This window comes from Actinomadura sp. 6K520 (assembly GCF_004349245.1).
In the GTDB taxonomy this organism is placed as follows: Bacteria; Actinomycetota; Actinomycetes; order Streptosporangiales; family Streptosporangiaceae; genus Spirillospora.
In genome coordinates this window covers 1-12,003 of sequence record NZ_SMLC01000193.1, presented here as the reverse complement: position 1 = coordinate 12,003, position 12,003 = coordinate 1, and the positions used below count along the sequence as shown (strand labels likewise).

The 12,003-nt window shown below is 69.0% G+C and carries 7 protein-coding genes and 1 pseudogene; all 8 read left to right on the top strand.

From position 1 onward, the window contains the following. The first annotated feature begins 450 nt into the window (after positions 1 to 450). Positions 451 to 1,278 carry a Cof-type HAD-IIB family hydrolase gene (locus E1289_RS31945; protein WP_131986908.1) on the top strand — a complete coding sequence of 276 codons (828 nt, stop codon included), beginning with the start codon at positions 451 to 453 and terminating at the stop codon, positions 1,276 to 1,278. Further along, positions 1,275 to 2,210, top strand: coding sequence for a thymidylate synthase (locus tag E1289_RS31940; RefSeq protein ID WP_165970685.1), 936 nt, complete (start codon positions 1,275 to 1,277; stop codon positions 2,208 to 2,210). The genes E1289_RS31945 and E1289_RS31940 overlap by 4 nt, the downstream gene beginning before the upstream one ends. A gap of 237 nt (positions 2,211 to 2,447) precedes the next feature. Next, positions 2,448 to 2,849 (top strand): NUDIX domain-containing protein, encoded by a 402-nt coding sequence (locus tag E1289_RS31935; RefSeq protein WP_165970684.1) that lies wholly within the window; start codon positions 2,448 to 2,450, stop codon positions 2,847 to 2,849. A 45-nt stretch (positions 2,850 to 2,894) separates the two neighbouring features. Then, positions 2,895 to 3,569: a thymidylate synthase gene (locus E1289_RS31930; protein WP_131986902.1), complete on the top strand. Its 675-nt coding sequence runs from the start codon at positions 2,895 to 2,897 to the stop codon at positions 3,567 to 3,569. Further along, positions 3,566 to 4,558: a hypothetical protein gene (locus tag E1289_RS31925; protein ID WP_131986900.1), complete on the top strand. Its 993-nt coding sequence runs from the start codon at positions 3,566 to 3,568 to the stop codon at positions 4,556 to 4,558. Before E1289_RS31930 ends, E1289_RS31925 begins: the two co-directional genes overlap by 4 nt. A gap of 457 nt (positions 4,559 to 5,015) precedes the next feature. After that, positions 5,016 to 9,218, top strand: coding sequence for a DEAD/DEAH box helicase (locus tag E1289_RS39225; RefSeq protein ID WP_207929283.1), 4,203 nt, complete (start codon positions 5,016 to 5,018; stop codon positions 9,216 to 9,218). A gap of 252 nt (positions 9,219 to 9,470) precedes the next feature. Then, positions 9,471 to 11,630 carry a DUF1998 domain-containing protein gene (locus E1289_RS39220; RefSeq protein ID WP_207929282.1) on the top strand — a complete coding sequence of 720 codons (2,160 nt, stop codon included), beginning with the start codon at positions 9,471 to 9,473 and terminating at the stop codon, positions 11,628 to 11,630. Continuing rightward, positions 11,627 to 12,003: pseudogene (locus E1289_RS31915) on the top strand (DNA helicase); the annotation flags it as partial. The gene E1289_RS39220 and the pseudogene E1289_RS31915, both read left to right, overlap by 4 nt.

Below are 12,003 nucleotides of genomic sequence, written 5' to 3'. Positions count from 1 at the left end.
CCCCCCGACCGCTCCCGCAATCGCCGCCCCTGGACGCTGATGGCCGGGGCCGCCGCAGGCGTCACCCTTGCCTCCCTCCTCGGCCGCGCCCTCACCCGCCGGAGTCCACGGCGCTGAGCCCGACCCGGCCTGCGCCAGGACGTGCGAAGTCCCCATGGTGGATACCGCCCGTGTCCTCCCATGCCGGGGCGGAGGATGAGCCTGCTCCGCCGCGTCCGGTTCCGGGTGCAGACCTACCGGTCGCCGCGGACGAGTCACGAAGCCCGGTTCAGCGGATTTCACTCGGCGGCTCCGAGCACATAACTCACTTGAAAGGATATGCACTAGGCCACAAATGGGATCTCTTGTCCAAGAGCGGTCAGCCGTGCTCGCCGACCGAACCATGCCGGTAGTATCGCGGGCGACACCGGCAACTGGCGCCAGCCAGTGATCGGCTGTGGAGAAGCCCTCATGAACGCCCAGCTCACAGCGGAACCGCCCAGCCACGACATATCTCTGATCATCTCAGATCTGGACGGGACGCTGCTGGACGACAAGGCGGAGATCAGTTATCGGACGGCCGAAGCCATCGCCGGCCTGAACCGACTGGGCATCCACTTCATCATCGCCACCGCCCGCCCCTTGCGTGACATCGTTGAAATAGCGAAATCCTTATCGCTCAACGGCCCCGTCATCTGCCAGAACGGGGCGGTTATCGCGTACCGGCCGCAACTGGGAAGCGGTCTCCTCAGTTGGCTCATGGACACCGCGCTGCAACGAGGCCTAGTCGAATTCGTCCGCACCGAGTTTCCAGGCTGCTCCATCGCCATCGACTATCCGCGTTACCGACTGGCCGATCCGGAATGGCCGGGTCCCTACGGCCGGGGACCCGTGTATCAGAGCCTCTGGCCGCTGGTCGGACCGGAACTTCCCACGCAGCGCGCGGCCTGCGTGCTGATTGCGGGTGGCCATGTCAACGCGGACGAACTCGAACAGACCTTCCGTGTCACCGTCACCACCAGTTCGGCCGGATTGCTCGAAGTCAGCCGAAGAGGCATCGACAAGGCCAAGGCGATGCTGCGCGTGTGCACGATGCTCAACATCTCTCCGGACGACGTGATCTCATTCGGGGACATGCCCAATGATGTGACGATGCTGGCTCGATCGGGACTCGGTGTCGCGGTCGCCAACGCTCCGGCGCGCGTGCGCGCGAACGCCGATGTGGTCACGAGATCGAACGCCGACGACGGTGTGGCAGAAATGATCGAATGCATTGTGCGGAGACGGAGCCGGACATGAAAGCGGAGAGCACGATGACACGGGGACTGGTCGACGCCTACCGGAACGGCATCCAGTTGTTGCTCGAACAGGGCGCCCAGGTGCCCTCTGTCCTCGGTGCAAAATCCAAGGCGTCGAACTTCGGAAAAGGCGACCGGCCGTGGATAGAATTAGTCGCCCAGCAGTTCCGGGTGAGACTGGGGCATCCGCAGGCGATCACATCTGCGGCGCTGCCGACCAATCTCAGCTACCTGCTCGGGCTCCTGGCATGGACGCTGGACGGCCGGAACGACCTGGACACACTCCAGTACTACCGCAAGTCCGCCAGTGATTACTCCGACGACGGCATGACCATGTGCGGAGCATTCGGTGCACGCTTGTTCGGCCCGGGGGGCAAGGGAGGGCAACTCTCCGCCATACGCGACCGGTTGACCGAGGATCCGGCCAGCAGGAGGAGTTATGCCACCATAATCAGAGATTCCGACAACCTCGACGAGTCGTTGGAATACCCATGTGCGGCCGGCGTGCAACTCTTCCTTCGCGACGGCCGGCTGCACTGGCTGACCTTGATGCGGGCCCAGCAGGCGCTCACCATACTTCCGTACGACTCGTTCCTCTTCTCCTGCCTTCATCAGTTCACCGCGAGCTCACTGAACTGCGAACCAGGTGATTACCTGCACTTCTCCGGAACATTCCATATCTACGCGAACGAGCGCGACCTGGCCCGGCGCGTGCTCGGTCAGGAAACAGAAGTCATAGATTTTCCGCGGATTCCGTCGGGCCGGGGCGAGGCCGTCGGGCGAGAGCTGATCACCCTGGAGGCCGACATCCGGACCGCCGCGACCAGAGACGACCGTGACACATTGTCGTGTATCGAACGTCGGGAACTGCAATGGAAATTCAACGAATGTGCACGACGCTATCTGCTGGACTTCGCCTTCCGTAGGTCCTGACCGCCCCCCGGGCGCCACATCGAACCGCTTGTGGGGAAACCGGCCGCCTGCCCGGAAAATTCCGCTAATCTCTGAAATGACAAGTCGATCGACCGGGGTGGACAGAATGGGAGACCGTGGCGAGTTGAACCCGCGATGTCGCAAGCCATCACAGGGTCGCACGCTGAACCTGAACCGAGGTTATAAGTCTTGCGGATGCGATGGACACTCCACTATGTACGCACTAGCATCATGCGCATGATTGAGAAATCGGCACTTCTGCTCACTCGGGGCTCGTGGCCGGAAAGTGAACTGCTGCTGGTGAGGGAGCACGGCAAAGCGCACTGGATCTTTCCCGGCGGCAAACAGGAGGTCGGCGAGAGCAGTGAGCAGGCCCTGCGTCGCGAGGTCCGAGAAGAACTCAACGCCGAGGTGACGCAATTCAGCGATCTGGGCGTCGTGCAGGGGTACACCCCGGACGGCCGTGATCTGCGCATCCACCTGTACTGCGGTGAGATCGATGGGGAACCCCAAGCCTCAAGTGAGATATCGGCGCTCAACTGGCTCAGCCGGGCGGACCTCCGGAAGGTCTTCGGGGAACTCACTCCGATCACGGTCGAGAAGGTCTTCCCGATGCTCGCGCACATGAGGATATGGTGACCTGCTCGCCTCCCGCCGGAGCACCGCGGCATCGCGGAGAGTGTCATGTTGAGTGACGGCGCCGTCAGCGGCGGCACCATCGCCGAAGTCTGGGAGGACAGCATGAGGCTCCTCCTGCGCCAGCGCGGGGCGGCGGTGATCGACACCGACACCGGGGGCGGGACGATGGAGTTCGAAGGGCTCGTCCTGCGCGTCCGGAACCCTGCCGCAGAACCGCGGATCTCGGATCGATACGTCGATCCGCAGCTCATCGCCGACTACGGCGGCCTCTTCTCCCGCACCCGGCGCGGTCGGCCGACGGAGATCACGACCGTCGCCGATCGCCTCTTCGCCTGGCCGGCCGCGAACGGCCGGAAGCTCGACCAGATCCGCAGGATCGTCACTGAGCTCAAGGACAACCCGAACTCGCGCCGGGCGGTGGCGCAGATCTGGCACCCCGAGCGCGACCTCCCGGCAGGGGCCGCGCAGAGCCCGTCCGGCCACTGTCACCTCTACTTCTCCGTCCGGGAAGAGGCGCTCAACCTGACGGTGAGCAGCCGGAGCGTGGACGCGTGGAACGGCGAACTCCCCAACCTGCTGGCACTGGTCGGCCTCCAGCAGCGGGTTGCGGACAGGCTGCAGCTGCCCCTCGGCCTCTTCGTCCACTTCGTGGCCAGCTACCACCTCTACATCCGGGACCTGCCGAGCGCGCTCGCCGCCTTCCCCGAGGAGGAGCCGTGACCCGTCGGCGCCGCCGCATCACGATGCTGTACAACGATCGAACCGACATAGGTCCCGTGCAGTTGGAAAAGATGATCCAGGCGATCGTCTGGCTGGCCGACGGGATCGTCCTGCCGGCTTATGCCCGCCCCAGTCCCGCGCTCTCCCCGGAAGAGCGACGCCGGACGGAGACCCGTCTCGCGGAACTGGCCGAGGCGGGGTATCTGCACCGGTGGAGCCTTGACCCCGCACCCCCGCAGGTGCGCGCCGCCGAGTGGTGGCCGGCGGCGACGGTCACCCAACGGCTGGACACGGCGGCGCACGAACAGTTGCAGCGCGGCGTCCGCGCCGGGGTGGCCATCTACCGCGACGATCTCCTGCGTGGGGTGGGGAAGCCCGCCAACTCCATGATCTCCGGCATCTCGGAGTTCGTCAGCCTGCAGGATTCGCTCTGGACGCTGGGGCTCGCCCGCTTCTTCGATACCGACTGCCTGCTGTCCTCGGACAACCGCTCCATGGCTCTGTCCGCACCGATGCGCAGACTCGCCGCCGCCGGAACGATCACCGGACCCGTCACATCCACCATCATGGAGATGCACGCGGTCGGCTCGCTTCTCCATCTTTCCGTTGCCGACATCGACAAACTGAGCCGATACAAACCCGCCACCCGTGCGATGGTCGCCGACGTGGTGACGAAGGCCGAGCACAACGTCCTGGACACGTTGGACTACAAACGCTACATCGAGACCGCCATAGAGAGCGCGCGGCAACAGTACGTAGAATTGCTGGGCGACACGGTACAGCGCGGTAATCGCCGTGCCAATTACGGACAAGCGATGGGATTGAGCGTCAGCATCGCCGGAACGATCTTCCCTCCGCTCGGCGCGCTGTCGTTCGTCGAACCGGTCCTCTCCTGGGACCCGCACGGGCGGACCGGACGACGGTTCATCGCCTTCCTGACCAAGCTCCGGAAGCGAACCTCACAAGGGCGCCGAGGTGGGAGCCACTAGCCACGGCGGCCCGTGCTCAGGCGGGCCTCCACGGCCGCCATGTACGCGGCGACCTCCCCCGCGGACCAACCTTGAACGGCGATCCGCTCGTGCGCACCCGCGGACGAGTCCAGTACGGCCCCCCAGCGACCATCATCGCGCCGCCGTACCCGCCAGGCCGGAAAATGCCGTCGCAGTATCGCCTCGGGCGTCAGTCCTATCTCCACGCGCTCACTGTCCAATAAGGGTGGACTTCTTGCGGTAATTGGTTATGCGAGTGCTGTCGGTAAGGATTCTAATACACGCACCTCATCCTTGCCATGACACCACACGATCAAACGCCGTGATGAACATCGAGACACCATCCATTGGTTCCGGCGGCACTGACCGCTGACGGCCAGGATGATCTGCCCGGAGCGGGCCGGGACCGTCACCGACCGTCGATAGCCTGTCGCGGATGGACGAGGGGGCGGTGTAGATGAGGCCGACGTTGGCGGCCGATGAGGTACGGCGGAATCTGACGCAGTACCTCACGACGACGTTCGCGCTGGCGGACGAGCAGGTCCGCGAAGGACTGGATCGCTTCCTCAACCATCCTGAGCAGGGCATCTTTCGTGGCCCCTACCTGCGCATCCGCACCCCCTTCCGCGTTGAGGGCGACGGGTGGCGGGGGCTGCTGCAATGGGCGCCGGCCGGGTTCGTCCCGTACCGCCATCAGGCCGCCGCGTTCCGCCGCCTGACGACGTTCAACCACCGGGCAGAACCAACGCTGATCACGACGGGGACCGGCTCCGGCAAGACCGAGTCGTTCCTGATCCCGGTGCTCGACCACTGCCGCAGGGCACGCACGCAAGGAAAAACGGGGGTGAAGGCCGTCCTCCTGTACCCGATGAACGCCCTCGCCACCGACCAGGCCCAGCGGCTCAACGACTACCTTCAGCAGCCCGGTCTCGGCGACGTCACCGCGGGCCTCTACATCGGCGACACCCCCGAAACCGGCTACCCCCGCGTCTACACGCAGCGGGCGGAGATCCGCCGGTCGCGGCCCGACATCCTCATCACCAACTACAAGATGCTGGACCTCCTCCTCCAGCGCGCCGACGACCTCCAGCTCTGGGAGGACGCCGACCTCGCCTACGTCGTCGTGGACGAGTTCCACACCTACGACGGCGCACAGGGCACCGACGTGGCGATGCTCCTCCGCCGCCTCGCGGCCGCGCTCGGCCACAGCGAACCCGGCAAGCCGCTCGGCAGGATCTGCCCGGTCGCGACGAGCGCGACGCTGGGGGAGAGCGGGGACGGCGCCGAGATCCGGCGGGTCGCCGAGGCGGTGTTCGGTACTCCGTTCGACGCCGCCTCGGTGATCGGGGAGGACCGGCAGAGCACCGACGAGTTCATCGAAGAGGCCGGGATCGACTACACCCTGCCCCTTCCCGACCCGCAGGAACTCGCGGCCATTGCCGACCCGCACGGCGACGACGGGGCCATGGCGCAGATCATGCAGGCCGTCACCGGGCGGGACTCGCTCACCCCGCAGGAACTCGGCAAGGTCCTGCGGCAGCACATCCTCACCAGCGCCGTCCTGGAAGTCCTCGACGGGAAGCCGCACACGCTCGGGGAGATCCTCGAACTCCTCCCGCGCAAGGGCGCCTACAGCTGGGGCACGGCGATACGTCTGTCCCCGATGCACGCGGCGGCGGCGCTCGCGCGGTTCGTCGCGCTGCTGTCCGAGGCGCGCGACCCGGAGGACCCGAACCGTCCGTTCCTGCACGTCGAAACGCACCTGTGGGTGCGATCGGTGACGCGGCTGCTGCGCGCGGTCGGCCCCCGGCCCGGATTCGCCTGGTACGGGGAGGCCCCGCCGCCGCTCGACGCGGAGACCACCATCACCGGCGGCGGACGCGAGACGCTGCCCGCCGTGTACTGCCGCCACTGCGGACGGTCCGGATGGGCGGCGATCTCCCCGGAACGCGACCCGCAGGACCTCGTCACCGAACCGGCGCGCATCTACCGGTCCGGCATCTCGGAGAAACGTCTCGTCCGGCCGCTGATCACCGCGACGCGGCGCGAGGTGGAGGCGCGGGCGGCGGGGGAGCAGGGCGGCCCGAACGTGCTCGTGCTCGCCGCGAACGGCCAGCACATCCGGCCGCTCGACCCGGCGAAAGACCTGGAGAACTCCGCCAAGGCCGACTTCCGGGACGTGTTCGTCCTCGCCGACATCTCCCACAGCAAGGAGAGCAACCGGGACGCCGAGAACGACCGCTGCCCCGCCTGCGGCATGGAGCAGGGCACGCGGTTCCTCGGCTCCGGGCTCGCGGCGCTCGCGTCCGTCGCGGTGACGGAACTGTTCACCGGCGGCCAGCTCGAGAAGCAGGAACGCAAGACCCTCCTGTTCAACGACTCGGTGCAGGACGCCGCGCACCGGGCCGGGTTCGTCGCCAACCGGTCGTTCGGGTTCTCACTGCGTCTGCTGTTGGCGTCCCAGTTGGACGACGCCGACGGGCCGAAGCCGCTGCACGAGCTGATCTCCGACACCGTCAAGGAGGCCAGCGTCCCCGAGTACCTCCCCTCGGTGGTGCCGCCGGACCTGCACGACCGCGACGATGTCGACGCGCTCCTCGCCGGCGAATCCGAAGGGTCCGCGCGGACCTGGACGCTGATCGGGGAGCGGCTCGCGTTCGCGTCCGTCCTGGAGTTCGGGCTCCGCTCCCGCCAGGGCCGCACGCTGGAACTCACCCGCACCGTCGCCGCCGAAGTCGCCGTCGACGACATCGACCGCATCGCCGACCTCGCCCGCGACCTCCAGCTCGCCGGGCCCGCCGCGCTCACCGGCCTCCCCGGCCACGACACCTACGTCGCCTACGTGCGCGGGCTGCTGGAACGCATGCGGATGCGCGGCGCCATCAAGCACCACTGGCTCGACGCGTGGATCGACGGCGCCGGAACCAAGCGGTACATGACCATCTGGGGCAAGCGCCCCGACGGGATGCCCGCGTTCCCGCGCGGCCTGGCCGCGCCGCGGTTCGTCCTCGGCGCGCCGAAGAACCGCAGCGAATTCGACGGCATCACCGGGCGGCACAGCTGGCTCCAGGACTGGACGGCCCGCTGCCTCGGCATCGAGCACGGCGCGTCCGGCCACTACCTGTCCCGGCTGCTGAACGTCCTCACCGATGAGGACGTCATCGCCCGCCGCACCGCCGGAGACGGCGCCACCCCCGTCTTCGGGCTCCGGCCCGGCCACGTCCAGGTGCGCAAACTCGACGACGACCAGGTCGAGAACGCCGGCGTGTACTGCCCCGTCTGCAACTGGCAGCAGACCGTCCACCCCGGACGCCTCCGCGAATGGGTCGAGGTGCCCTGCCCCCGCTACCGCTGCACCGGACGCCTCGGCACCGACACCCGCCGCAGCGACCTGTACGAGAACGACTACTACCGCAGCCTCTACCGCAGCGCCCGCCCGTTCAGCGTCATCACCGCCGAGCACACCGGCCAGCTCACCAGGCCGCAGCGCGAAGACGTCGAACGGAAGTTCCGCGACGGCACCCGCTACAGCGACCCGAACGTCCTGGCGTGCACGCCGACGCTGGAACTCGGCATCGACATCGGCGACCTGTCCGCCGTCGTCCTCGCGTCGCTTCCCCGCTCACCCGCCAACTACGTGCAGCGGGTCGGACGCGCCGGACGCAAGACCGGCAACGCCTTCCTCCTCACCCTCATCGGACGCAACCCCCGTGACCGGTACTACCTCACCGACCCCACCGACATGATCGCGGGCGACATCGTCCCGCCCGGCTGCCACCTGTCCGCCGTCGAGATCCTCCAGCGCCAGTACTTCGCGCACCTCGCCGACCTCGCCGCCCGAGAACGCTTCGACGGGCTGCCGCCGATGCCGCGGCTCGCGTCCGCGCTGTTCGGCGAATCCGGCTGGCTCACCGCCTTCCAGGACGCCGTCCTCGCCGAAGGCGACGCCCTCGCCGACGACTTCCTCGCCCTGTTCGCCCAAGGCGACCCCGAGACCGGCGTCACCGACGAGGCCGCCCAGCGGCTCCGCGACTTCGCCGCCGCCGGCCTGAAGGAGAGCATCGCCGCCGCCACCCGCGTCTGGGACGAGCGGCTCGCCGACCTGCGCGCCCGCCTCGACGTCATCGACGCCGCCATCGCCGCGATGATCGACTCCGATCAGCAGCAGCGCAACCGCCGCGGCGAACTGCGCGCCGAACGCCGCGCCGTCCAGGCCCGCATCGGCGAGATCGGCCGCGGCGACGCCCACGGCACCCTCGTCGAACTCGGGCTGCTGCCCAACTACTCCCTCATCGACACCTCCACCGCGCTCGAAGCCACCCTCACCTGGGAGGAACGCGTCGGCGACGAGGCGGACGAGGCGCCCGCCCCCGCCGACCCGCAGCGGGCCGACCGGCAGCGGACGAACAGGGCGCGCGGCGACCGGCGCTTCCACAGCGAACTCCGCGAATACGAGCGGTCCGCGTCCACCGCCCTCACCGAACTCGCCCCCGGCAACCACTTCTACATCCGCGGCTACCGCCACGAGATCACCGGCCTCGACATCGGCACCCCGCAGCGCCCCGCCTACCGGCAGTGGCGCGTCTGCCAGGAATGCGGCTACGTCCGCACCACCGCCGCCGCCGAGGACCACAGCCCCTGCCCCCGCTGCGGCAACTAGCGCATCGGCGACAGCAGCGGCCTGCACACCGTCCTCATCCCCACCCGCGTCACCGCCCACGACCTGCGCGACGACGCCCGCATCCGCGACGACCACGACGACCGGCAGCGCCGCTACTACGAGACCGCCGTCGCCGTCGACATCCCCCGCGACGAGATCGCCCCCGGCGCCTGGCGGCACGCGAAACGGGTCTTCGGCGTCGACTTCACCCGCCGCGCCGTCATCCGCCGCTTCAACCTCGGGTCGCTGCGCATGGACCGGCCCGCCGGGGACCCCTTCGCCGGAGACCTGCGGCGCCTCAACCCCTTCCACGTGTGCCGGACGTGCGGCGGCGCCACCCCCGGCGGCCCGCCCGACGGGGACGGGCGGTCTACTGGCACCGCGTCCGGATACGACGCGTCCCGCAGCCACCACCGCCCCTGGTGCCCCCAGCGGCGCGGCGGCGACGTCGAGCACGAACCGCTGATCCTCGCCCACGAGCTGCACACCGAGGCGCTGCGGATCCTCGTCCCCATCGCCACCACGATGATCCCCGAACGGACCGTTACGTTCGAGGCCGCGCTGATGGCCGGGATCGCCCAGAAATACGGCGGCGATCCCGCCCACCTGCGGATCGCCACCGCCACCATGCCCGACCACCTGCACCACAGCGGGCACCGGCGGCGCTTCCTCGTCCTGCACGACACGCTGCCCGGCGGCACCGGCTACCTGCACCGCATGTCGACCGAGGCGGGCTTCCGCGAAGTGCTGCACGAGGCGTACGAGGTCGTGTTCAACTGTCCCTGCGCCAACGAAGAGGGCAAGGCCGCCTGCCACCGCTGCCTTCTCCGCCACGTCCGGGGCGAGGAGTTCGACAAGGCCGACCGCGGCCTCGCCGTCGAAATGCTCGCCGAACTGCTGGAGGAATGGGAGACCGCGTCCGTCGCCAGCACCGACGACATCTCCCTCGTCAACCAGGTCGAAAGCGAACTGGAGGCCCGGTTCCTCGACGCGCTGATGCGCTGGGCGCGCCAACCCGGCAGCGGCCGCGCCCTCGGCTCCGGCCCCCGGCTCAACGACCGCCGCACCGCCGACCTGCGCATCACCTCCGGGGACGACGTCGTCCACTGGCAGGTCATCCTGCAGAACACCATCAAGGAGACCCGCCCCGACGTCTACTTCAAACGGCTCGACGGGGCGCCCCTCGAAGTCGCCGTCTACCTCGACGGCTACAACTACCACGCCGCCCCCTACGCCAACCGGCTCGCCGGCGACGCCGCCAAACGCGCCCGCCTCCGCGCCCACGGCCGCGTCGTCTTCCAGATCACCTGGGACGACGTCGAACACTGGGAGAGGGGCCTGTTCCCCGAATCGCCCGCCTGGATCCCGTACCAGGGCATCGCGCAGGGACGCGCACGCGAGGGCTACCTCGATGGCGGCGGCGACCCGACCGAGCTGGCCGACCTGATCTGGGCCAACCCGATCCAGACGCTGCTGGCCTTCCTGTCCGACCCCGACGCCGACCCTTGGCGGCGCCGCGCCGAGGCGGCCGTGACCGGCCTCGTCATGCCGGGCGCCGAGATGCGGCGCGCCTCGCCCGACGGGATCGGCGACCTGCTCACCGCCGCCGTCCGCGGCGACGCCCTGCCCGAACCACCGCCCGGCGACCTGATGCTCGCCCGCACGGCGGACGCCTCCGGCTGCCCCCTCACCGTCGTCGCGAACGCCCGCACCCGCGCCTGGACGGCCCTCGCCGTCATCGACGACCGGACCGCCGCGATCACCACCGACGAGGACGCCCACCGCCGCCGCTGGCACGCCTGGCTGTACTGGGGCAACCTCCTCCAGTTCCTGTCCTACGGGGAAGGCGACGGGGTGCAGCTCGCCTACACCGACCTCTCCGGATTCGACCCCACCGCGCTCGCCGTGACGGGCGGCGCGGGCCTGCTGTCGACGCTCAGCCTGCTGCCGCTCGACCCCGACGACCTGCCGCCCGGCAGCGTCCGGGAAAGCCCGCCGGAACCCGAACCCACCAGGCCCGACCCGCACGCGGGGGCCGCGCACCCGGCGAGTGCGTCGCCGGCCCCGGCGGAGCCCGAGGCGTCCCAGCCGCCCGACGCGGCCGCGCCGGACGGCGCCTGGGCCGAAGCCCTCGACCTGCTCGACCCCGACGAACCCCACCTCGCCGACCTCGCGCGCTGCCTGATGGCGCACGGCGTCCCCGCCCCCGAGGTCGGCTACGAACTGGGCGAACAGGCGTGGCAGGCCGAGCTGGCCTGGCCGGACGCCAAGGTCGCCGTCGTCCTCGCGGGCAACGATGAGGAGGCCACCGGCCGCTACCACGCCTACGCGAGGGCCGGCTGGGAGATCCGGTCGGCGGCCTGGTGGGACTGTGACGAACTGGCGGAACGAATCAAGGCGGCGAACCCATGACCACGCAGGGCGAGGCCACGCTGCGGCTGCTCGACAAGGCCGACAAGGAGATCCAGAAGCTGCCGCGCGTCGTCAAAGGCGCGATCTACGAATTCCAGCACGACTTCCGCAAGAACCCCGACGCGCGCGGCCTGCGGCTCAAGCAGCTCCAGGGCCACAGCCGTCTCTACTCGGCCCGGATCAGCGCCGAGTACCGGGCGCTGCTCCTGCACGCCGGCAACCGCGACTACATACTCGTCGCCGTCCGGCACCGCAAGGACGTCTACGACAACCTCGACCGGTACAAGTACAAGATCAACGATGTGACGGGCGGGATCGAGTTCGTCGACCTCGTCAGCGTCGAGGAGAACGTCTCCACCCCCCGCGCCGCCCC

Excerpts from the sequence above, each read along its gene's own strand:
- E1289_RS31945 (WP_131986908.1), top strand. The coding sequence starts at position 451 with ATGAACGCCCAGCTCACAGCGGAACCGCCCAGCCACGACATATCTCTG.
- E1289_RS31930 (WP_131986902.1), top strand. The coding sequence starts at position 2,895 with ATGTTGAGTGACGGCGCCGTCAGCGGCGGCACCATCGCCGAAGTCTGG.
- E1289_RS31940 (WP_165970685.1), top strand. The coding sequence starts at position 1,275 with ATGAAAGCGGAGAGCACGATGACACGGGGACTGGTCGACGCCTACCGG.
- E1289_RS31935 (WP_165970684.1), top strand. The coding sequence starts at position 2,448 with ATGATTGAGAAATCGGCACTTCTGCTCACTCGGGGCTCGTGGCCGGAA.
- E1289_RS39220 (WP_207929282.1), top strand. The coding sequence starts at position 9,471 with ATGGACCGGCCCGCCGGGGACCCCTTCGCCGGAGACCTGCGGCGCCTC.
- E1289_RS39225 (WP_207929283.1), top strand. The coding sequence starts at position 5,016 with ATGAGGCCGACGTTGGCGGCCGATGAGGTACGGCGGAATCTGACGCAG.